We start from the raw sequence: 20,817 nt of genomic DNA on the forward strand, positions 1-20,817 counted from the left end.
ACCACTCTTTCGAAATGGTCTTTTTAAAAATATTTTTTTGAAGTTTTTAGTATCCAAAAAGCTCTTCTAACGAAATCTTTTTTACTTCACCTAATTTTTTCATGTCCTCTAAAGAAACTTTTTTCTCTGAAGCTACAATAGCGTAAGTATAAGGTTTGCCTGCTAAATGTGTGCTGTGGAAATTCTTCACATCTTGCATGGTAATGGCATCCACCGCGGTGTAGATTTTCTTTCTAGTGTCCGTTGTTTCCCCCAATTGCTTGTTGGCTAAATACGTAAAAATAATATTATCTTGCGTGATGCGCTCGGTTTGAATGTCTTTTTTAACCCCTGTTTTCGCTAAATCTAAATTAACAGGTAATTCAGGCATTTTGGTCAATAACTCATTCATAGCTGTTGTTGCTTCATTGAATTTATCGGCTTGACTCCCCACATAACTCATCATATAGTATTGTTGGTCTTTCTTTTGTGGCGCTACATAATAGCCATAAGTGCTATAGGCTAAGGCTTTACTCTCACGAATGGTTTGGAAAACGATTGACCCCATACCACCTCCAAAATAGCTATTGAGTACATTTACGATTGGCGTTTTGTTAGCGTCATACATCTCAGTGTTTCTAATCCAACGGGTTTCTGCTTGTACCATGTCGTAATCGGTAAATAAAACTTGGTTTGCCGTTTGTGCCACTTGTTTGAATTCTTTCATTGCAGGAGCCGTTGCAAAAGTTGCAGGTACAGTATGCATTGTTTTTAATTTACCTACTACAGCTGGTAAAGGTTGCGGACCGTAGTAAATTATGGTTTGCTCATAGGTATTTAAATTCTTGATGCGGTCTACCAATTCTTGTGCGGTAATTGCTTCAAGGTCTTTGTCAGAAAGGGTATTGTTGAATTTGTTTTTTGCTCCATACATAGCATAACTGGTCAAGCCTTGTAAAATTGCACCTTTGTTCGCTTTAGCATCTTTTCGTGATTTGGCAATACGTGCTTTTAATGCTTTCAAGGCATTGTCATCGGCTTTAATGCCTGCCATCACGTCTTCGTACAATTTAACAGCTTTTTCAAAGTTTTCCTGTAAACCTTCAATAGCTACTGTAGTATATTCTTCGTTCGTACTCACATTGAAACTACAAGCAATTTTGTAAAATTCTTTAGAAATTTGCTCAGCCGTCATTTTATCAGTTCCTAAAAACTGGATGTATTGCGAGGCGATAGATTGTTTCAAATCGTTTAATGAACCGATTTTGTAACGGTATTTTAAACGGAAAATGTCGTTGTCTTTATTAGCAACATACAATACTTCTGCTTTACCAATTTTTGATTTTTGAATGTCCTTGTCAAAATCTAAAAACACAGGTTGTGCTGAAGTACTAGGCATAGCATTGACCATTTTAACAAAATCCGATTGTTTATCCGCATTGGTTTCAACGGGTGTAATAGAAGGTTTTTCTATTTTGTTGCTTACAGGGGCTTCTCCTTTGCGTTTTAAAATAGCCACATAGTTTTCACCTAAATATTTATTAGCAAAAGCAACAATATCTTCTTTTTTGATTTTTGACAAATCATTTACATAAGCTACTTGGTCTCTCCAGTCTAATTCAGAAGTAAAAGCATCCATCAAAGTACTGGCTCTTTCCCCGTATTTTTCAGTTTCGTAAATTTTTGATTTTTTGATGTTATTGATGATAGAAGGAATCAAGTTGTCATCAAAATTTCCTTTTTTCAAGTTTTCAATTTCAGCTAACACCAAAGTTTTTACTTCTTCTAAAGATTGTCCATTAGTAGGCGAAGCAGAGAAATACAAAATTCCGTAATCGATTAACGAATAGGTGAAGGCACTAGCTCTTAACAAACGTTGTTTTTTAACCAAGTTTAAGTCTAATAAACCCGCTTTACCATTGGTTAAAATTTGACCCACTAAGTCCGCTAATAACGCATCTTTGTCTTTATTGCCTGGCAAACGATAACCAAGAGTTAAGCTTTCTGCATCAGGTCCTACAATTTCTTTAACGATAGGAGCTGAGATAGGACTTTCAGGTTGGAAAGTGTATTTAGCCACGGGTTTGTTTTGCATATACTCAAAAGCTTTGTCAATCTTAGCAATCATCATATCTGGGTTGAAATCACCAGAAAGTATGATACCCATATTATTAGGAACGTAAAATTTGTTGAAATAATTACGAATTTCTACTAACGATGGATTTTTTAAGTGTTCTACTGTACCGATGGTAGTTTGTAAACCGTAATTGTGGTTTTTGAATAAACTAGCAAACAAAGTTTCAAAAACTTTACGACCATCGTTATCTAACGTACGGTTTTTTTCTTCGTAAACCGCTTCTAATTCCGTATGGAAAATACGTAAAACAGGATTGCGGAAACGTTCAGCCTGTACTGCTAAATATTTATCAATGGAACTGCTAGGTACATCATCTGTATACACCGTTTGTTCAAAAGAGGTAAATGCATTTGTGCCCTGCGCTCCCATAGCCGACATCATTTTGTCGTACTCATTAGCAATGGCATATTTACTAGCTACCCCAGAAACCGAATCGATTTTTTTGTAAATCGCTTTGCGTTGTGCTTCGTCTTTTGTTTTGTTGTATTGCTCGTAAAGGACATCTATTTTGTTTAATTCTACTTGTTCTTTAGCCCAGTCTAATGAACCGTATTTGTCCGTTCCTTTGAACAACATGTGCTCTAAGTAATGCGCTAAACCAGTATTGGTAGCGGGGTCAGTTTTACTACCCGCCTTTACCGCTACATAACATTGAATGCGTGGGTCTTTATTGGTAGGACTCAAGATAACGGTTAAACCGTTTTTTAACGTATAAAAACGTGCTTTGGTTGGGTCGTTTGTTACATATTTGTAATTATAACCGTTGGCAGAGGCATCCTTCCACTGGTGCTGACTCTGAGCTAGTGTAACCGTTGAAAAAGCTACGGCAACAAGCGCTAATTTTAATTTGTGAAACATTAGTTTTGGTTTATATTTAGAAATTTCAAATGTATACGTTTCTGGTTTCTTTTTTGATAATGAAATGTTAATATCGTTACGCAACAGTATGATTTTCTGATTTTTTAAGATGCAACGGATTCAGTTGGTCGCTTTCTATTAAACCGTCTTTTAAACGGATAATACGGTGCGCATGTTGAGCAATATCTTCTTCGTGGGTAACCAAAATTACCGTATTCCCATTGGCATGAATTTCATCAAAAAGACGCATAATTTCAACCGAAGTTTTACTATCTAAGTTTCCAGTAGGTTCATCAGCAAGAATGATTGATGGTTTGTTGACTAAGGCTCTTGCCACGGCCACACGCTGACGCTGACCTCCTGAAAGCTGATTGGGTTGGTGGTCCATACGGTCGCCTAAGCCCACTTGTTTGAGAACTTCAGTAGCACGAAGGTTACGGTCCGTTTTTGAATACCCTGCGTAAATCATGGGTAGTGCTACATTGTCTAAAGCAGTCGTGCGGGGCAATAAGTTAAACGTTTGAAATACGAAACCGATTTCCTTGTTACGGATTTCAGCCAGTTCGTCATCAATCATTTTAGAAACGTCCTTGCCGTTCAAAATATATTGTCCAGAGGTAGGAGTGTCCAGACACCCTAAAAGATTCATTAGTGTAGATTTACCTGAACCAGAAGGTCCCATCAAGGCTACATATTCGCCTTTGTTGATGTGTAAGTCAATTCCTTTTAAAACGTTAATAGTTTCGCTTCCTAATTGGAAATCACGTTTGATGTTTTTTATGTCAATTAATGAATTGCTCATCGGTTTTGCATTTGAAGATTAACAGAATTGATTTAATAGTAACTGTTAGTAGTTCTAAATGCTATTTTGTTACAAGAATTATAGTTTGAAATAATTTAAGTTTTTTTTACAGGGTATTATAAATAAAAAGAGGGTGTTCAAAATATTTGGACACCCTCTAAGTAGATAGGAGAATTTATTAGATTTATTTTCTTGTAAATACTAAATCTTTTAGACCAGCTACTTTAGCTGCTCTGAAGTTTCTTAAATTAATTGTTTTTCCTTTAGAGATTAATTTTAAACTTTCAGTAGGTTTTTGAAAGGTACCACCTCTTGAATATTTGCTAATAACATCATAAGCGCAAGTAACAGGTTGTGGTGTAGCATCGAAATCTACTAAATATACTTCAGAGTAAGCATCTTCAGTCACTCCATTTCCAGCCATACTAGCTATATTTTTTACTTTAAATGTAGTTACATTACCGCTCATGCAACCTTTTATTTTAGCCGTGAATATAACAGTTTGATTGCCCTTAGCATCTTTTGTAATACTCATGTCTAAATTTTTTCCTGAGTAATTACCTACAGGTAATGTAATTTTTGTTGCAGTAGCTAAACGAGCTGTCATTTCAGTAGCTTTAGTATTTGAAGTTGTTGCTTCTACATTGTCAGTTGAACAAGAAACGAACAATCCTAATACAGCGAAAAACGCCACTGAATTAATTAATCTTTTCATTTTTATTATTGTTTTAATTTTGAATGGGCTAAACTAATATCAAATTTTTTAATTTTTAAAAAAACACTTGTAGTATTATTTCTACATATTTATGTACGGGATATCAATGGAAATTAGTTTGTTTTTTGGTAATAAAATTGGTTTTAGTTTTAAGAACAACGTTGTACTATTAGTAGTATTTCTTTTGAAAATGTTATATACCTTTTAAACTAATAAACTTTTAAACTCTAATGGTGAAATGCTCTTTTTCTTGCTCTCTTCTAAAGAAAACAAATCCCCATTGAAAGGTATCTATGGTAACAGTAACTCTTGGATGATTTTTTATTATTTCCCAGGCCTCTTCCATATCTTTTGACCAATGAATATCATCAAAAATCCAAACCGATTCGTTAGTGATGGTAGGAAGTAATAACTCGAAATAGTCTAAAGTGGCTTTTTTGGAATGGTTGCCGTCGAAGTATATAAGTTCAAGCCCCCTAGCCCCCAAAGGGGGAATTTGTTTTAGGAAAGTTGAAAATTCTGAGTTTATTGATTCGACAGTATTGATATTGAATTTTTGTAATTGATTTTTAGCTATTGTAATTGTATTCGAGCATCCTTCTAAAGAAGTAATCTTAGCTTTTGGGTTGCCCAATGCTAATGCAGAAGTTGCTAATCCTAAGGAAGTACCAATTTCTAGGATAGATTCGGATTGAAAGTAGCGAATAATTCTGAATAATAATTCGGCTCTTTTTTTAGAAATACCCGCGTTTTTAGCAATGGCAGATATTTTTCGTGTATTCGTTTTAAACACTCGCGAACCCGCACCAAAGTCGGTTACTTGAATAGTTTCGTGGTTTTGTAAAAGCGAATTGCGGTATTCGTTTAAAATCTTGTATTCTGGATAGCTGGTTTTATCGTAAAAACATTTGGTGACTAAACTAAACACAAAAGGGGAATGGACTCCGTGTTGGTTGGTGGAGTTTTTTAAAAAGGTAAAGTATGATTTTATGAGTTGTAACACAGCGTTTCTCAAAGTTTGGCACAAAGAAACACAAAGTAAATATAAAATAAAAACTTTGTGAGACTTTGTGAATACTCCGTGTCACTTTGTGAAACTCTTATTCCATCTTAGCGCTCAATTCAAACCAACGCTCTTCATTAGCTTCTAATTTCTGAATTACTTTTTGTAATTCATTGGCTTTGGATCCAATTTCGTTATCAGCTACTTTACCCTCAGCAAATAAGGTTTCTATTTTTGCTTTCTCGGCTTCTAAGTCTTTGATTTCGCGTTCAATTTTCTGAAATTCTTTTTGTTCTTGGAAAGTCAGTCCTTGTTTGACCTGTTTTTCTTTCCAATTTGATTTTTCTTTTGGAGCGTCATCTTTTTCTGGTTCTGCAGAATCTTCATAACTTCTGAAGTCAGAATAGTTGCCAGGAAAATCTTCAATTTCGCCTTGGCCTCTAAACACAAAAAGGTGGTCCACAATTTTATCCATAAAGTAACGGTCGTGACTCACTACTAATAAACAACCTGGGTAGTCTAATAAGAAGTTTTCAAGTACATTTAACGTTACGATATCTAAATCGTTTGTAGGCTCATCTAGTATTAAGAAATTCGGATTTTGAATGAGCACTGTACATAAATACAAACGTTTTAATTCGCCACCGCTTAGTTTTTCAACATAATCATGTTGCTTTTTGCGGTCAAACAAAAAACGTTCTAATAAACCACCCGCCGAAATGGTTCGACCTTTACTTAACGGAATGTATTCTCCGTATTCTTTGATGATGTCAATTACTTTTTGTTCAGGTTTTGGGTTGATACCCGCCTGAGTGTAATAGCCCACTTTTATAGTATCGCCTATGACTACTTTACCGTTATCAGGCTGAATAGTTTGGGTTAAAATATTTAAGAAAGTCGATTTTCCAGTACCATTTTTACCAATGATTCCAATGCGTTCGCCTTTGTTAAATGTATAGTCAAATCCGTTTAAAATGACTCTATCATTGAATTTTTTAGAAACTTTGTGAAGCTCGATAATCTTACTTCCCATGCGCTCCATATTGATTTCTAATTCCACCGTATTTTCTTTACGGCGACTCATGGCTTTTTCTTTAATTACATAAAAGTCATCCTGACGGGATTTCGATTTGGTAGTACGTGCTTTAGGTTGGCGACGCATCCATTCTAATTCTTTTACAAAAACGTTTTTAGCTTTGTCAATACTCGCATTTTCAGAAGCAATGCGTTCTTCTTTCTTTTGTAAATAATAGGAATAATTCCCTTTGTATTGGTAGATTTTTCCGTTTTCTAATTCAATAATTTCGTTACACACACGCTCTAGGAAAAAGCGGTCGTGCGTAACCATAAACAAAGTGATATTTTCTTTGGCAAAATAATTTTCCAACCATTCAATCATTTCTAAATCCAAGTGGTTGGTAGGCTCATCAAGGATTAATAAATCAGGTTTGTTAATCAAAATGAGGGCCAGTGCTAGACGTTTTTTTTGTCCACCCGATAAGTTTTTAACTTTCAGTTTTAAATCCTCTAATTTTAATTTGAAGAGAATTTGTTTGTATTGCGTTTCAAAATCCCATGCGTTGTGGCGGTCCATGTTGTCAAAAGCTTTTTGGTAAGCTTCTTCGTCTTCTGGATTTTGAATGGCTTTTTCATATTGCTCAATGACTTTCAGAATTTCGTTATCGCTGGCAAAAATACTTTCCTCGATGGTCAATTCACTTTGCAAGTTGGGTTCTTGCGATAAAAATGCCATGCGAATGTCCTTACGCATAACAATTTGACCACTATCAGGAGTGTCTTCACCTGTAATGATTTTTAGAATTGAGGTTTTTCCCGTTCCGTTTTTGGCAACAAAGGCAATTTTTTGGTCTTTATTGATTCCAAAAGATAAGTCTTCAAACAAAACGCGTTCGCCATACGATTTGGCTATATTTTCAACTGAAAGATAATTCATTGTTAAATGATAAGTTATGAATTAGGAGTTGCAAAAGTAGGGTTTTGTGGGCAAAGAATGTTATTTTTTCATAACTTTGAAAAAAATGATGCCATGGACGATAAAAAGAAAAATAAGCTGGAAGAGCCTGCTGAGGTTTATAATACTGCATCAAGAATTCACGAGCAATCTGCGGAAGTGAATGAATTTCTTTTGCAAATGCTTGAAGAAGCTAAGCAAGATATTGTCAATGGTAAAGGAATAACTCATAATGAAGTTAAAGAGAGAATGAAAACTAAATTTTCATTTTTGAAATGACTTTTGAAATAATTTGGCATCCTAAGGCAGAAATTACTTTACAGGATGAAATGAATTTTATTTTAGCCAAATGAAATCAGCAGGAAGTTTTAAAATTTTATATGCTTGTTCTGGAAAATTTAGACAGACTCGCAATTAATCCACGTTTAGGGAAGTTTGAAAACAAATTGAAGGTTTTTTGTATGCCAATTTCAAAACAAACCACGCTTTATTATGATTTTGATACTTCAACGCAAACACTTCAAGTATTGTTGTTTTGGAACAATCAAAGAAACCCTAAAGAACTTATGAAAATTTTAGAGCGCTAATTAAGCACTCAATTCAGGCAATAAATACTGCAATGGTAGAGGCATATTGGAATATAGGTAGGAAAATTGTTGAAAAAAAACAAGACGGTAAAGAACGTGCTCAATACGGTAAAGAGATAATAAAAACAATTTCTATTGAACTCACTCGTGAATTTGGAAAAGGTTTTTCAGAACGAAATAGTAGAAAATATAGGCAATTTTATCAAACTTTTCCTGAAATTGAAAATTGGCCGACACTGTCGGCCAAATTGAGGTACAGCACCTTCTAATTTTTAAATTGAAAAATTTTCACATTATATTTGTCGTATGCAACTCTCCGTAATCATTCTTAATTATAACGTACGACATTTTTTAGAACTATGTGTTTTAAGCGTGCAACAAGCCCTTAAAAATATTGATGGGGAAATCATCGTAGTCGATAATGCTTCGCAGGATGATAGCTGTGCGATGATGCAACAACGTTTTCCTGAAATAAAACTTATTCAAAATACTGAAAATGCTGGTTTCCCCAAAGGGAACAATATAGGCGTGGCAGAGGCCCGTGGTGAATACATTTGTATTCTAAACCCGGATACTGTAGTAGCCGAAGATACCTTTATGGAAATTTTAGGCAAAGTTGCTCAAACTCCCCCTTTGGGGGCTGGGGGGCTGGGTATAATAGGTTGCAAACTCATTGACGGAACAGGGAATTTTCTTCCTGAATGTAAACGAGGGGTGCCAACGCCTTGGGTGGCTTTTACCAAAATTTTTGGGTTGTATAAATTTTTTCCTAAAACAAAATGGTTCAATCAATATTATGCACAGCATCTCTCAGAGGATGCCTCTGGGGAAGTCGCTATATTGGTGGGGGCTTTTATGGTAATGAAGCGGGAAGTGTATCTGCAAGTGGGCGGTTTTGATGAAAAATGCTTTATGTATTCGGACGATATTGATTTGAGTTATATGGTGACCAAAGAAGGTCTGCAAAACTGCTATTACCATGAAACTACCGTTATACATTATAAAGGTGAAAGTACTGTTCGTGACGAACTCTATGTAAAACGTTTTAGCGATGCCATGCAATTTTTTTACAACAAACATTTTGGCGGTTCACTAGTCTTCAAGTGGATGATGAAATTGGGGGCAATAGCTTTTGCTTTTTTTAAAAGGAGTCAGCAAAAACAGCTGGCTTATGAAGTCGATGGCTATTTAGTGTATACCAAAGAAGACGTCACAATGTTGAAAATTGAGCAACAACTCAAAAAAAAAGCTACTCAGCTGATTGATATTAATCAAAATCCGTTATTTTCGCATAGTTATCCTACAAATTTTAAACTAGAAATTGTATTGGATAACAATAGTTTTTCTTTTAAAGAAATCATCGCTTTTTTAGAAAAATATAAGAATTGTGGTTTTACTTTTAAGATTCTTCCAAAAAATTCCGATTTTATCCTTGGAAGTAATAGTAGTAACGACAAAGGGCAAGTAATACGATGGGTGTAAAAATTATATTTAACGAAATTATTAATCAAAATAATTGTTAATTTTGCAATCTAAATAAGAAAACACAACTTTAGTTTAAAAATATGGCAAGGTTTGAATTGAAATTACCTAAGATGGGGGAAAGTGTTGCTGAGGCAACGGTAACCAACTGGTTAAAAAATGTGGGCGACCGCATTGAAATGGATGAAGCAGTGCTTGAAATTGCTACTGATAAAGTGGATAGCGAAGTGCCAAGTGAAGTAGCGGGTACTTTGGTTGAAATTTTATTCCAAAAAGATGATGTTGTTCAAGTAGGACAAACCATTGCTATTATTGAAACCGAAGGGGATAGCCCTGTAACTTCTGATGGGGGAACAACTACGGCAACTGAAACACCAGTAGCTGTCGCAGTAAGTGAAGTAGCTAAAGCGGTTGAGGTTGCTAAAGAAGCTGTAGCTCCAGCTGATTTTTCTGCATCAGATAAATTTTTCTCACCATTAGTAAAAAACATTGCAAAAGAAGAAGGTATCTCTTTAGCAGAGTTAGAGTCAATCCAAGGAACTGGCAAAGACGGACGTGTAAATAAAGAAGATATTTTAAATTATATTAAAAATAAAGGCGCTCAAACTAGTGTTCAGTCATCAGTTTCAAGTGTTCAGTCTGTAAGTACTACAACAAAAACAACTTCAAACTTGAAACCTGAAAGTTCTGCAGTTCCGGTATCGGTTAATGGTGCCGATGAAATTGTGGAAATGGACAGAATGCGTAAGCTTATCTCGAAATACATGGTGGAGTCAGTACAAACTTCGGCTCACGTACAATCGTTCATTGAGGTAGATGTGACCAACATTGTGAAATGGAGAGATAAAAATAAAAATGCTTTTGAAAAACGTGAGGGTGAAAAACTAACATTTACTCCTATTTTTATGGAAGCGGTAGCAAAAGCTTTACGTGATTACCCTGGAATGAATGTTTCTGTAGATGGTGATTTTATCATCAAAAAGAAAAATATTAACTTAGGTATGGCTACAGCTTTGCCAAATGGAAACTTAATTGTTCCTGTAATTAAAAATGCAGACCAGTTGAATTTAGTGGGTATGGCAAAAGCGGTTAACGATTTAGGAAACCGTGCAAAAGCTGGTAAGTTAAAACCAGATGATACCACGGGAGGTACTTATACCGTAACGAACGTAGGTTCTTTTGGTTCGGTATTTGGTACACCTATCATCAACCAGCCACAAGTAGGTATCTTAGCGTTAGGAGCTATCCGTAAAGTGCCAGCGGTAATTGAAACTCCTGAAGGTGATTTTATTGGTATCCGTCAAAAAATGTTCTTATCGCATTCATACGACCATAGAGTGGTTGATGGAGCTTTAGGAGGAATGTTTGTAAAACGTGTGGCTGATATTTTAGAAGCTTGGGATATTAATAGAGAAATCTAAAATTGTAGAAATTATTTTAAAAATCCAAATAAGGTCACTTGTTTGGATTTTTTTATTTTAAGAATATTATCTTTGCACTACCAAACTAAGCTATTGATGGAGTTAAAATTAAATCGCCCAATTTGTTTTTTTGATTTAGAAACGACTGGTACAGATATTTCAAAAGACAGAATTGTAGAAATTTCGATTATTAAAGTATTTCCTAACGGAAACAAAGAAAGTAAAACATGGTTGGTTAATCCAACAATTCCTATTCCAGCGCAAGCTACTGCCGTGCATGGAATTTCCAACGAGAAAATTGCTAACGAACCCACTTTTGCTGAATTAGCTTCGCAAGTGCACACCATGATTAAAGATTCAGATTTGGCGGGATTCAATTCTGACCGTTTTGATATTCCCTTATTAGCGGAAGAATTGTTGCGTGCTGGGGTGGATTTTGATATGAAAAACAGAGTCTCTGTGGATGTGCAAACTATTTTTCATAAAAAAGAAGAACGTACCTTAAGCGCGGCCTATAAGTTTTATTGCAATCAATCGTTAGAAAATGCGCACAGTGCCGAAGCGGATACGAATGCTACTTACGAAATCTTAAAAGCGCAGTTAGACCGTTATCCCGATTTAGAAAATGATATGAAAACCTTATCAGAGTTTACCACTCGAAAAAAATCGGTTGACTTTGCTGGATTTATTGCCTTAAATGAAGAAGGACAAGAAATATTCACTTTCGGTAAGCACAAAGGAGCTTTAGTAGACGATGTGTTTGAAAGAGAACCAGGCTATTTTGGTTGGATTCAAAACGCTGATTTTCCGTTGTATACTAAAAAAGTGTTGACGGGAATTAAATTGAGAAAGTTGAGCACGAAAAAGTAAATAGTGAAAAGTAATTAGTGAAAAGTATATAGAAGCTAATTACTAGTCGCTTATCACTAATCACTTGAGAAATGAAAATAATCTGTGTCGGTCGCAATTATGCAGACCATATTTCGGAATTAAATAACGAACGTCCTACCGCGCCAGTTATCTTTATGAAGCCAGATACGGCTATTTTGCCTAAACAATTTCCGTTTGTGTTGCCAGAATTTAGTAATGATGTGCAACATGAAGTTGAAATTTTGGTAAAAATTAATAAAGTAGGAAAATATATTGATGCTAAATTTGCTCATAAATACTACGATGAAATAGGTTTAGGTATCGATTTTACTGCGCGTGATTTGCAATCCCAATTGAAGGAAAAAGGTCTTCCTTGGGAAATTGCAAAAGCATTTGACGGTTCAGCGATAATAGGTGACTTTTTATCGAAAAAAGATTTTAGTTCGCTAGAAAATATTAACTTTGAATTAAGAAATAACTCACAAGTTGTTCAACAAGGTAATACAAATCAAATGCTGTGGAAAATAGACGAATTAATCGCTTATGTTTCGCAGTATTTTACCCTAAAAACGGGTGATATTATTTTTACAGGAACGCCTGCGGGAGTGGCAAAAGTAAATCCTGAAGATGTGTTAGAAGGATTTATAGAAGATAAACAACTATTTAAGATTCAAGTTAAATAATGGCGATTCATTACAATTTAGCAAAAGTATATGCAATTTCTGATGACGACGAGGATTTCGTACGTCAAATTATTACTCTTTTTGTAGAAGAGGTTCCTGGGGATGTAAAACAAATGAAAGAAGGAATCAAGGATAAAGATTATGCAAAAGCCTATGGTTTTGCGCATAAAACGAAGCCTACTCTGGATTTATTAGGGATGGATGCAGCCAAAGAGGAAATTTTGCAAATTGAGCAATGGACACGCGACCAAGGAAAGAAAAAAGAAATTAAAGAAGTTTATAAAAGTTTAAAATCTCGTATCGACGCCGCATTAGATGAGGTGAAGAAAGATTTTAATATGTAATTTTTAAAGTGTTTAAAGTTGAATTCCAAAAATGAATTGCAATGATTATTTGTAGTTGATTTTTGGAATTTTTTTTGTGGAATAAAATCAAGTTTTTAAGTTGTAGTTTTAAGATTTGATTAAACGTGCAGTTAGTCTCGCTGAGGTGAGAAGTGTCTATTCTGTAAGTTTCTAAACTCTAAACTCTAAACTCTAAATTCTAAATTCTAAATTCTAAATTCTAAATTTAAAATGAAAGCAACAATAGTAACGATAGGTGATGAAATTCTGATTGGTCAAATTACAGATACCAATTCAGGTTTTATTGCAAAAGGATTAGATAAAATTGGTATAGCAACCCATGAAATGCTATCGATTTCAGATGATAAGCAACATATTTTAGATACGCTTCATTTGTTGCAAGATACGGTAGATTTGGTGGTGATTACAGGTGGGTTAGGACCTACTAAGGATGATGTCACTAAAAAAACCTTGTGCGAGTACATGGACGATACCTTGATGTATGATGAAAAAGTGTTAGTGCATGTGACTAAATTGATAGAGGAGTATTTTAAGCGTCCTGTGAGTCAAATGAATAAAGACCAAGCCTTAGTACCTTCTAAATGTCAGGTCTTATTCAATGAAGTAGGCACGGCTCCAGGAATGTGGATGGAAAAAGGAAATACGGTTTTTATTTCTCTACCAGGGGTGCCTTATGAAATGAAATTTATTATCGAAAATGAAGTGATACCTAGGTTGGTGACAAAGTTTCAGCGGCCGTATATCGTGCATCAAACGTTGATGACGTATGGGGTAGGGGAGAGTTTATTAGCGGAGCGTATAGAGGTTTGGGAAGATAATTTGCCCGATTTTATTAGGTTGGCCTATTTGCCTAGTCCGTTTCAGGTGCGTTTGCGATTGACGGCTCGAGGGACGGATGAGCAACTGTTGAAAAACCGCATTTTTGAAGAGGTGGAAAAATTACGTCCTTTGATTGCGGATTGTTTGGTTGGGCTAGATGAAGGAGAAAATATTCAAGTGATGCTTGGGCGATTGTTGGCAGGTAAGCAAATGACTATTGCTACTGCTGAAAGTTGTACGGGTGGAAAGATTGCTTCTTTGTTGACTTCCGTGGCGGGTTCGTCGGCGTATTTTAAGGGGAGTTTAGTTTGTTATGCGACTGCGGTGAAAGAAAATATGCTCGGGGTTGCTTCGGACTTAATAGAGCAGTATTCGGTGGTGAGTGAGCCTGTAGTGCGAGCGATGGCGGAGCAAGCAAAAAAAATATTTCAAACAGATTTTGCTATTGCGACAACGGGTAATGCGGGCCCTGAAAAAGGGGAGGCAGATGCTGAAGTAGGTACAGTTTTTATTGCTGTCGCTACTCCAAACAGGGTTTTTGTGGAAGAATGTAAGTTGGGACAACCTCGTGAAAAAGTGATTGATAGGGCAGTAAATAAGGCTTTAGAGATGGTTTATAAAGAAATTTTAAAAAATTACTAAAATAGATTTGTGTAAACGTTTTATTTTTTGTTACTTTGCACCCTGATTTTGAATAACGATAAAAGATAAAAGATAATGTCAAGAGTTTGTGACCTTACAGGAAAAAGAGCGATGGTAGGAAACAACGTTTCTCACGCTATGAACAAGACAAAGAGAAAATTCTCTGTTAACTTGCTAAAAAAACGTTTTTACCTTCCTGAAGAAGATAGATGGATTACTTTAAGAGTAGCAGCTTCTACTATTAAAACTATTAATAAAAAAGGAATTTCAGCTGTGTTGAAAGATGCACAAGCGAACGGATTAATTAAATAATCTTTTCCTAGAAATAAATATATATCAAGATGGCAAAGAAAGGTAATAGAATTCAGGTTATTTTAGAATGTACTGAGCACAAAACTTCTGGCGTACCAGGAACGTCTCGTTACATCACTACAAAAAACAAAAAGAACACTCCAGATAGATTAGAAATCAAAAAATTCAACCCTATCTTAAAAAGAGTGACTGTACATAAAGAAATTAAATAATTAGTGTTTTTATTTTAAAATTTCAATTACTGATAATTTAATAAAATAAAATCAAATAAAACATTGTAAGTCATGGCAAAGAAAACCGTTGCAACCCTACAGACAGCATCTAAGAGATTATCTAAAGCTATTAAAATGGTGAAATCTCCAAAAACTGGTGCTTACACTTTCGTTGAGGCTATTATGTCTCCTGAAGAAGTTGATGAATTTCTTAAAAAGAAATAATTTTATCTTTTCAATATAACAAAGCTACTTCTTTACGGAGTGGCTTTTTTATTTTATATTTGCTTACCAAACTAAAATTGAAATTTTAAAACGAATGAATTTCTTTAAAAAAATATTTTCATCAGAAAAAAAAGAGACCTTAGATAAGGGACTTGAAAAATCAAGTACGTCGTTTTTGTCTAAATTGACTAAAGCCGTTGCGGGGAAGTCAAAAGTAGATGATGATGTGTTGGATAATTTGGAGGAAGTACTTGTGACTTCAGACGTTGGGGTAAATACCACGTTGAAAATTATCGAACGTATCGAAGCGCGCGTTTCTCGTGATAAATATCTAGGAACTGATGAATTAAACAAAATTCTAAGAGAAGAAATTGCTTCTTTACTTTCAGAAACCAATTCAGGAGACGAAACAGAGTTTGTTGTCCCTGCTAACAAAAAGCCTTACGTCATTATGGTCGTAGGCGTAAATGGTGTAGGTAAAACAACAACTATTGGGAAATTAGCTAATCAGTTTAAAAATGCAGGTTACAAAGTGGTTTTAGGAGCTGCGGATACTTTCCGTGCAGCTGCGATTGACCAGTTGCAAATTTGGGCGGATAGAGTAGGCGTGCCTATCGTTAGACAACAAATGGGAAGTGACCCAGCATCGGTAGCTTTTGATACCTTACAAAGTGCAGTAGCACAAGAGGCTGATGTGGTTATTATTGACACTGCAGGACGTTTACACAATAAAGTTGGTTTGATGAACGAATTGTCTAAAGTGAAACGTGTAATGCAAAAAGTGATTGCTGATGCGCCTCACGATGTATTGTTGGTTTTAGATGGTTCTACAGGGCAAAATGCTTTTGAACAAGCTAAAGAATTTACCGCTGCTACTGAAGTAAGTTGCCTGGCAGTAACCAAATTAGACGGTACGGCTAAAGGTGGTGTTGTGATAGGGATTTCAGACCAATTCCAAATACCAGTGAAGTATATTGGTGTAGGAGAAGGCATCAATGATTTACAAGTGTTTAATAAATATGAGTTTGTGGACTCTTTCTTTAAATAATATGCAAAGTTTTAAACCCTTTCATTTCTTTTTATTTGGAACTTCGGCTTTGCTGGTAGCACAAAATACCCATAATTTGATTTTTTCAATCGTGTTTTATTTTGTGGCCTTGTTTATGTATGTCATGGCATTGGTCAAGTTTTATAAAGAAAAGAATAATAAGTAGAAAATAAGAGCTTGCTGTGAGGCAAGCTTTTTTGTTAAATAGAAATGTTGAAAACTAGCGCTGTTATATCGATGTTTTTTGTTTTAATTTAACTTTTTAGAGATATAAATTTTGTAATATTGTTTTCCTTAAAAATATAAATATGGCTATAAACTTAACTAAAGGGCAAAAGATTGATATTGGACTAAGTAAGATAACTTTAGGTTTGGGGTGGGATCCAAATGAAGGTACAGGTTTTGATTTCGATTTGGATGCTTCTGCAATTCTCATCGATACAAATAGAAAACTAATAGGAGAAGATTTTTTTATTTTTTATAATAATTTGAATTCTCCTGATGGCTCCGTTATGCATACAGGGGATGACCCAACGGGGGGAAATAGCGATGGGGATGATGATGAAGCTATTAAAGTAGATTTGAGTAAAATCAATGAATTGGTCAATGAAATTCTTTTCGTAGTTACTATTGAAGACTTTGAACGAAGAAAACAAAATTTTGGGCAAGTTCGTAATTCTTATATTCGTATCGTTGATGATATGACGGGAAGTGAGATTGCTAAATATGAATTAGGAGAAGATTTTTCGATAGAAACGGGTGTGGAGTTTGGTCGTTTGTACAAAAGAAATGGACAATGGAAATTTGAAGCTTCAGGTATAGGCTATCAAGCTGATTTAGGGTTTTTCTTAGAAAAATATTATTCAGGACAAATTATCAAATAAATGATTTTAGAAAAATTAGAGGATGTTCTAAATTTAGATTTCAAGCATTATTCTTTCGATTTATGGTTAACGTTAGTGAAATCTAATCCTCTGTACAAGCAAAAAAGAAATCAATTGTTTAAGGATTTTTTTGAAATAGATTTACCATTAGAAACTGTTTCTTCTAAAATACGCTTTTTTGATGTATCGTGTAATGCAATTAATGAGCAAACGGGGCTGAATTTTGATACTTTTCAGATTTATAGTTTGATTTTAAATGAATTAGGATATGATTTAACAAAATTAAGTTTAGAAAGATTAGAAGAATTTTATATTTTAACAGAAAATTTATTTTTGGAGTTTGCACCAGAATTGTTACATCCAAATACAAAGGAAATTCTTTTAGCACTATTAGAAAAAGATAAAACGTTAAATATATTAAGTAATACTGGGTTTGTGCGTGGTACAACGATTCGTAAGTACTTGCAAAATGTGGAATTGAGTGAGTTGTTTTCTTTTGAAATCTTTTCAGATGAATGTAATTTGTCAAAACCGAACCCTAAAATTTTTGAAATTTTATACCAGAAAGTCAACCCAACATTACGTCTGTCAAAAGATGAGATTGTACATATTGGCGATAATTTTTTTGCTGACGTTCAGGGAGCAAATAATTTTGGTATAAGTGGAAGATTAATAAAAATAACAAATTGAAAACAGTTTACAGTTTACATAAAGTAGTAGAACAATCAAATTATCCTTTTAGTCCAAGCGATTATAGTTGGTTTAAGTTTGGTGATAAAGCATTTGCAAAGCAATTTGCTTTTGATTTATTTGAAGGCTTCATTAAAACACATGGCGAACAATTGTTAAGCTATGATGATATTGTTGTTCTACCAAGCCCCTTTTTAGCTATTCCTACAGCATCCAATTTTTTATGCCACTATTTTAAAAGGTATTTAGATTTATATTTATTTAAAAATAATAACAATGCCTCAATCGAATCAAAGATTTATCGTAATCAAACTTATACAACTGATTATGGTAACTTGAGTTTTGAAGATAGAATCAATTTGATTTCGAATGATACTTATTATATCGATGCTAATTTCATAGCCAATAAATTATGTATTTTTCTTGACGATATAAAAATTACTGGGAGTCATGAACATACCATTGATAAAATTTTAGCTCAGAATGATATTAAAGGGGAATTCTTTTTCGTGTATTTTGCAGAGTTAGTGAATAAAGATATTCATCCAAATATTGAAAACTTCTTCAATTATTATGCAGTAAAAGGAGTAAATGAAATTATTGAAGTAATAAATCGCGATGATTTTCAATTCAATACACGGATTATAAAATATATTTTAAAATTGGATAAGTCTGATTTTAATCAAGTAATGGATAATATTTCTAAGGATAGAAAAGATGAATTTTTTCATGCAGCTATCAGTAACAACTATCATAAGATAGAGGAATATGTTGAAAATTTAATCGTTTTAAAAACAAATTAAAAAATGGCAATTAATTTACAAAAAGGACAAAGAGAAGCTATCAATGCTCAAAAATTTACAGTTGGTTTAGGGTGGGATACTAATAACTCTAGTACGGGGGCTAGTTTTGACTTAGACGCTTCTGTATTTATCTTAGGAGAAAATGGAAAATTACTTTCTGATTCTCATTTTGTTTTTTATAACAATTTAAATGCACCTAATGATGCTGTAGTACATACTGGTGATAATTTGACAGGAGATGGTGACGGTGATGATGAGCAAATCTTAGTAGATTTGTCTAAAATCGAAGCAAGTGCACAAGAAATATGTGTTGTAGTTACCATTCATGATGCTGAAGCAAGAAAACAAAATTTTGGTCAAGTAAGAAACTCATTCATAAGAATTGTTGATACAAATTCAACAAACGAATTAGTGAAATATGAATTAGATGAAGATTTCTCAATTGAAACAGCGGTTGAATTCGGTAGAATTTATAAAAGAAATAACGAATGGAAGTTTGAAGCTGTTGGAAGTGGAATGAAAGGCGGCTTACAAGACTTTTTAAACAAATACAATTAAGAATATGGCAATTAATTTAGAAAAAGGGCAACGTATTAATTTAGAAAAAAGTAATGGTACTAAGTTGCAAAATATATGTGTAGGGATTAACTGGGGAGCTATTGAAAAGAAAGGTTTTTTTGGAGGAGTTTCTAAAGAAGCAGTTGATTTAGATGGAAGTTGTGCCGTATACGACGAAAACAAAAATGTTTTAGACGTAGTTAGTTTTCAAAAATTAATGTCCAATGACCAAGCTATTCGTCATAGTGGCGATGATTTAACAGGAGATTTAAATGGGGATGATGGTATTGATAATGAGGTGATAACACTTGATTTTTCGAGATTATCAGCAAATGCTAACTATGTGGCGTTCTTTATTAATAGTTTCCGTGGGCAGGATTTTAAAGATATTCCGTTTGCCTCAATTCGTATTTATGAAGGTACACCTTCAAGAGTTCAAGAAGTTTTTGCTAAATATGATGTAGCTAATGATGCTGCTTTTGCAGGAAGTGTGAGTATGGTACTTGGTGTATTTTATAAGAGAAATGGAGAATGGAAATTTAACGCTTTAGGAAATCCAACTCGTGACAGAAGGTTAGAGGAAACTGTAGTTACCGTTCAGCAAAATTATTTGTAATCAGAAATTATGGAAACAAATGCTATCACGCCAGTAGAAACTTCAATGGTCATGTCCAAAGAAGGAACTGTAAATCTGGATAATATTGCGCCTAATGATTTAGCAGTTTATCAGTCTATTTCAAGTCAATTGAACGAAGGAGACGCTAATTCTATTATCAATTTTGGTGCTGAAATTCAACAAAATATTTCACGTCAAAGTGATAATTTTCTGAATTCTGTTCGTACCCATAATTCAGGTGAAGTGGGAAATTATATCAATGAATTATTGACAGAACTTAATTATATTGATGTAGACGAATTGAATCAATCAGGTTTTAAAAAGTTTATCTCGGGGATTCCTTTGTTGAAAAACCTATTGGGCAATGCTGAGAAAATTTTTCAAAAATATGATAAGGTTACCGTCAATATTGAAAAAATTAGTAATAAAGTAAAAGCAGGAATGATTAATTCTGCTAAAGATAATGCAGCGCTTCAAACCATGTTTGACACGAATGTGAGTCAAATAAAAGAAATAGAAAAATATATCGTTGCTGGTACTCTTAAATGGAAACAAGTTAATGAAGAATTAGCTTTGATGGATGCTAATCCTGCTAATTATCAAGATTACCAAATTGCAGATAAAAGAGATTTTTCAAATCGTTTGGATAAGCGTTTAGCAGACATGAAAATTGTTCGCTTCATTATGATGCAAAGTTTGGCACAAATACGCGTGGTTCAAAATAATAATACTTCTATTGCCGAAAAAGCGCAGTCTATTTTGACTACAACCATGCCTGTTTGGAAGAATCAATTAACTTTAGCCGTTGCATTACAAAGGCAAAAGCAAAATATTGAAGTACAAAGAAAAGTTTCTGAAACGACCAATACAATTTTGCAGAAAAATGCTGAAATGTTAAGGCAAAACAGTATTGAAGTTGCTCGCGAAAATGAAAATACAATTGTTTCTTTAGATACGCTGAAATCAACTACTCAATCCTTGATTGAAACGTTGAATGAGGTTAAACAAATTCATCAAAAAGGAACTGAAACTCGCAGAGAACTGGATTCAGGTTTGCAACAGTTAGAAACTGAATTAAGAAAGAATGTTGTATCATAAGGAATAAGTACATTTGGAATTTGCAGAAATTATAAA

Annotated in this window: 25 protein-coding genes; 20 read left to right on the forward strand and 5 right to left on the reverse strand. The window is 34.2% G+C overall.

Features of this window, described 5'->3' with window-relative positions:
- Positions 1-46 precede the first annotated feature (46 nt).
- The 5 genes from ACQY29_RS08135 to ACQY29_RS08155 all read right to left on the reverse strand — a co-directional run bounded on the left by ACQY29_RS08135 (position 47) and on the right by ACQY29_RS08155 (position 7,448).
- Positions 47-2,974, reverse strand: coding sequence for a M16 family metallopeptidase (locus ACQY29_RS08135; protein WP_428224723.1), 2,928 nt, complete (start codon positions 2,972-2,974; stop codon positions 47-49).
- 76 nt (positions 2,975-3,050) lie between these two features.
- The gene (locus tag ACQY29_RS08140) at positions 3,051-3,776 is read right to left on the reverse strand and encodes an ABC transporter ATP-binding protein (RefSeq protein WP_428224724.1); all 726 of its coding nucleotides are present in this window, start codon (positions 3,774-3,776) and stop codon (positions 3,051-3,053) included.
- 184 nt (positions 3,777-3,960) lie between these two features.
- Positions 3,961-4,491 (reverse strand): hypothetical protein, encoded by a 531-nt coding sequence (locus tag ACQY29_RS08145; protein WP_428224725.1) that lies wholly within the window; start codon positions 4,489-4,491, stop codon positions 3,961-3,963.
- Between the two features lie 220 nt (positions 4,492-4,711).
- Positions 4,712-5,494 carry an O-methyltransferase gene (locus ACQY29_RS08150; RefSeq protein WP_428224726.1) on the reverse strand — a complete coding sequence of 261 codons (783 nt, stop codon included), beginning with the start codon at positions 5,492-5,494 and terminating at the stop codon, positions 4,712-4,714.
- A gap of 97 nt (positions 5,495-5,591) precedes the next feature.
- Complete coding sequence (locus ACQY29_RS08155; protein ID WP_428224727.1) at positions 5,592-7,448, reverse strand: ABC-F family ATP-binding cassette domain-containing protein; 1,857 nt, start codon at positions 7,446-7,448, stop codon at positions 5,592-5,594.
- A 6-nt stretch (positions 7,449-7,454) separates the two neighbouring features.
- On the opposite strand from ACQY29_RS08155, the gene ACQY29_RS08160 reads away from it, so the two are divergent.
- The 20 genes from ACQY29_RS08160 (at position 7,455) to ACQY29_RS08255 (ending at position 20,781) form a co-directional block, all read left to right on the forward strand.
- Positions 7,455-7,745 (forward strand): hypothetical protein, encoded by a 291-nt coding sequence (locus tag ACQY29_RS08160; RefSeq protein ID WP_428224728.1) that lies wholly within the window; start codon positions 7,455-7,457, stop codon positions 7,743-7,745.
- A gap of 101 nt (positions 7,746-7,846) precedes the next feature.
- Positions 7,847-8,053 (forward strand): hypothetical protein, encoded by a 207-nt coding sequence (locus tag ACQY29_RS08165; protein ID WP_428224729.1) that lies wholly within the window; start codon positions 7,847-7,849, stop codon positions 8,051-8,053.
- Positions 8,054-8,064: 11 nt separating this feature from the next.
- Positions 8,065-8,322: a DUF1016 N-terminal domain-containing protein gene (locus ACQY29_RS08170; RefSeq protein WP_428225894.1), complete on the forward strand. Its 258-nt coding sequence runs from the start codon at positions 8,065-8,067 to the stop codon at positions 8,320-8,322.
- 37 nt (positions 8,323-8,359) lie between these two features.
- The gene (locus ACQY29_RS08175) at positions 8,360-9,535 is read left to right on the forward strand and encodes a glycosyltransferase family 2 protein (RefSeq protein WP_428224730.1); all 1,176 of its coding nucleotides are present in this window, start codon (positions 8,360-8,362) and stop codon (positions 9,533-9,535) included.
- Positions 9,536-9,618: 83 nt separating this feature from the next.
- Complete coding sequence (locus tag ACQY29_RS08180; protein ID WP_428224731.1) at positions 9,619-10,956, forward strand: dihydrolipoamide acetyltransferase family protein; 1,338 nt, start codon at positions 9,619-9,621, stop codon at positions 10,954-10,956.
- Between the two features lie 96 nt (positions 10,957-11,052).
- On the forward strand, positions 11,053-11,826 hold the full coding sequence (locus ACQY29_RS08185) for an exonuclease domain-containing protein (RefSeq protein WP_428224732.1): 774 nt from the start codon (positions 11,053-11,055) through the stop codon (positions 11,824-11,826).
- Positions 11,827-11,897: 71 nt separating this feature from the next.
- Positions 11,898-12,509: a fumarylacetoacetate hydrolase family protein gene (locus ACQY29_RS08190; protein WP_428224733.1), complete on the forward strand. Its 612-nt coding sequence runs from the start codon at positions 11,898-11,900 to the stop codon at positions 12,507-12,509.
- Positions 12,509-12,853, forward strand: a complete 345-nt coding sequence (locus tag ACQY29_RS08195) for an Hpt domain-containing protein (RefSeq protein ID WP_428224734.1) — start codon at positions 12,509-12,511, stop codon at positions 12,851-12,853. The genes ACQY29_RS08190 and ACQY29_RS08195 overlap by 1 nt, the downstream gene beginning before the upstream one ends.
- A 231-nt stretch (positions 12,854-13,084) precedes the next feature.
- Positions 13,085-14,335, forward strand: a complete 1,251-nt coding sequence (locus ACQY29_RS08200; RefSeq protein ID WP_428224735.1) for a CinA family nicotinamide mononucleotide deamidase-related protein — start codon at positions 13,085-13,087, stop codon at positions 14,333-14,335.
- A 75-nt stretch (positions 14,336-14,410) separates the two neighbouring features.
- On the forward strand, positions 14,411-14,647 hold the full coding sequence (rpmB, locus tag ACQY29_RS08205; protein WP_428224736.1) for a 50S ribosomal protein L28: 237 nt from the start codon (positions 14,411-14,413) through the stop codon (positions 14,645-14,647).
- A 29-nt stretch (positions 14,648-14,676) separates the two neighbouring features.
- Positions 14,677-14,859 (forward strand): 50S ribosomal protein L33, encoded by a 183-nt coding sequence (rpmG, locus tag ACQY29_RS08210; RefSeq protein ID WP_008253902.1) that lies wholly within the window; start codon positions 14,677-14,679, stop codon positions 14,857-14,859.
- Between the two features lie 72 nt (positions 14,860-14,931).
- Positions 14,932-15,084, forward strand: a complete 153-nt coding sequence (locus ACQY29_RS08215) for a DUF4295 domain-containing protein (protein WP_014166478.1) — start codon at positions 14,932-14,934, stop codon at positions 15,082-15,084.
- Positions 15,085-15,178: 94 nt separating this feature from the next.
- Positions 15,179-16,132: a signal recognition particle-docking protein FtsY gene (gene ftsY, locus ACQY29_RS08220; RefSeq protein WP_428224737.1), complete on the forward strand. Its 954-nt coding sequence runs from the start codon at positions 15,179-15,181 to the stop codon at positions 16,130-16,132.
- Between the two features lies 1 nt (position 16,133).
- On the forward strand, positions 16,134-16,298 hold the full coding sequence (locus ACQY29_RS08225; RefSeq protein ID WP_428224738.1) for a hypothetical protein: 165 nt from the start codon (positions 16,134-16,136) through the stop codon (positions 16,296-16,298).
- A gap of 142 nt (positions 16,299-16,440) precedes the next feature.
- Positions 16,441-17,016 carry a TerD family protein gene (locus ACQY29_RS08230; protein WP_428224739.1) on the forward strand — a complete coding sequence of 192 codons (576 nt, stop codon included), beginning with the start codon at positions 16,441-16,443 and terminating at the stop codon, positions 17,014-17,016.
- Positions 17,017-17,706: an HAD family hydrolase gene (locus ACQY29_RS08235; RefSeq protein WP_428224740.1), complete on the forward strand. Its 690-nt coding sequence runs from the start codon at positions 17,017-17,019 to the stop codon at positions 17,704-17,706.
- Positions 17,703-18,509 carry a phosphoribosyltransferase family protein gene (locus ACQY29_RS08240; RefSeq protein WP_428224741.1) on the forward strand — a complete coding sequence of 269 codons (807 nt, stop codon included), beginning with the start codon at positions 17,703-17,705 and terminating at the stop codon, positions 18,507-18,509. The genes ACQY29_RS08235 and ACQY29_RS08240 overlap by 4 nt, the downstream gene beginning before the upstream one ends.
- 3 nt (positions 18,510-18,512) lie before the next feature.
- Positions 18,513-19,067, forward strand: a complete 555-nt coding sequence (locus tag ACQY29_RS08245) for a TerD family protein (protein ID WP_428224742.1) — start codon at positions 18,513-18,515, stop codon at positions 19,065-19,067.
- Positions 19,068-19,071: 4 nt separating this feature from the next.
- A complete protein-coding gene (locus ACQY29_RS08250) occupies positions 19,072-19,683 on the forward strand; it encodes a TerD family protein (RefSeq protein ID WP_428224743.1) in 612 nt (203 codons plus the stop codon).
- A gap of 9 nt (positions 19,684-19,692) precedes the next feature.
- Positions 19,693-20,781, forward strand: coding sequence for a toxic anion resistance protein (locus ACQY29_RS08255; RefSeq protein WP_428224744.1), 1,089 nt, complete (start codon positions 19,693-19,695; stop codon positions 20,779-20,781).
- Positions 20,782-20,817 lie beyond the last annotated feature (36 nt).

The sequence above is a fragment of the Flavobacterium sp. genome (assembly GCF_965262375.1).
Lineage (GTDB): Bacteria > Bacteroidota > Bacteroidia > Flavobacteriales > Flavobacteriaceae > Flavobacterium.

Bases quoted from the DNA above. Each gene is read 5' to 3' on its own strand.
- ACQY29_RS08250 (WP_428224743.1), top strand. From the start codon at position 19,072: ATGGCAATTAATTTAGAAAAAGGGCAACGTATTAATTTAGAAAAAAGT.
- ACQY29_RS08200 (WP_428224735.1), top strand. From the start codon at position 13,085: ATGAAAGCAACAATAGTAACGATAGGTGATGAAATTCTGATTGGTCAA.
- ACQY29_RS08145 (WP_428224725.1), bottom strand. From the start codon at position 4,491: ATGAAAAGATTAATTAATTCAGTGGCGTTTTTCGCTGTATTAGGATTG.
- ACQY29_RS08135 (WP_428224723.1), bottom strand. From the start codon at position 2,974: ATGTTTCACAAATTAAAATTAGCGCTTGTTGCCGTAGCTTTTTCAACG.
- ACQY29_RS08160 (WP_428224728.1), top strand. From the start codon at position 7,455: ATGATAAGTTATGAATTAGGAGTTGCAAAAGTAGGGTTTTGTGGGCAA.
- ACQY29_RS08245 (WP_428224742.1), top strand. From the start codon at position 18,513: ATGGCAATTAATTTACAAAAAGGACAAAGAGAAGCTATCAATGCTCAA.
- ACQY29_RS08235 (WP_428224740.1), top strand. From the start codon at position 17,017: ATGATTTTAGAAAAATTAGAGGATGTTCTAAATTTAGATTTCAAGCAT.
- ACQY29_RS08230 (WP_428224739.1), top strand. From the start codon at position 16,441: ATGGCTATAAACTTAACTAAAGGGCAAAAGATTGATATTGGACTAAGT.
- ACQY29_RS08180 (WP_428224731.1), top strand. From the start codon at position 9,619: ATGGCAAGGTTTGAATTGAAATTACCTAAGATGGGGGAAAGTGTTGCT.
- ACQY29_RS08215 (WP_014166478.1), top strand. From the start codon at position 14,932: ATGGCAAAGAAAACCGTTGCAACCCTACAGACAGCATCTAAGAGATTA.
- rpmB (WP_428224736.1), top strand. From the start codon at position 14,411: ATGTCAAGAGTTTGTGACCTTACAGGAAAAAGAGCGATGGTAGGAAAC.
- ACQY29_RS08190 (WP_428224733.1), top strand. From the start codon at position 11,898: ATGAAAATAATCTGTGTCGGTCGCAATTATGCAGACCATATTTCGGAA.
- ftsY (WP_428224737.1), top strand. From the start codon at position 15,179: ATGAATTTCTTTAAAAAAATATTTTCATCAGAAAAAAAAGAGACCTTA.
- ACQY29_RS08165 (WP_428224729.1), top strand. From the start codon at position 7,847: ATGCTTGTTCTGGAAAATTTAGACAGACTCGCAATTAATCCACGTTTA.
- rpmG (WP_008253902.1), top strand. From the start codon at position 14,677: ATGGCAAAGAAAGGTAATAGAATTCAGGTTATTTTAGAATGTACTGAG.
- ACQY29_RS08195 (WP_428224734.1), top strand. From the start codon at position 12,509: ATGGCGATTCATTACAATTTAGCAAAAGTATATGCAATTTCTGATGAC.
- ACQY29_RS08175 (WP_428224730.1), top strand. From the start codon at position 8,360: ATGCAACTCTCCGTAATCATTCTTAATTATAACGTACGACATTTTTTA.
- ACQY29_RS08155 (WP_428224727.1), bottom strand. From the start codon at position 7,448: ATGAATTATCTTTCAGTTGAAAATATAGCCAAATCGTATGGCGAACGC.
- ACQY29_RS08225 (WP_428224738.1), top strand. From the start codon at position 16,134: ATGCAAAGTTTTAAACCCTTTCATTTCTTTTTATTTGGAACTTCGGCT.
- ACQY29_RS08140 (WP_428224724.1), bottom strand. From the start codon at position 3,776: ATGAGCAATTCATTAATTGACATAAAAAACATCAAACGTGATTTCCAA.
- ACQY29_RS08255 (WP_428224744.1), top strand. From the start codon at position 19,693: ATGGAAACAAATGCTATCACGCCAGTAGAAACTTCAATGGTCATGTCC.
- ACQY29_RS08185 (WP_428224732.1), top strand. From the start codon at position 11,053: ATGGAGTTAAAATTAAATCGCCCAATTTGTTTTTTTGATTTAGAAACG.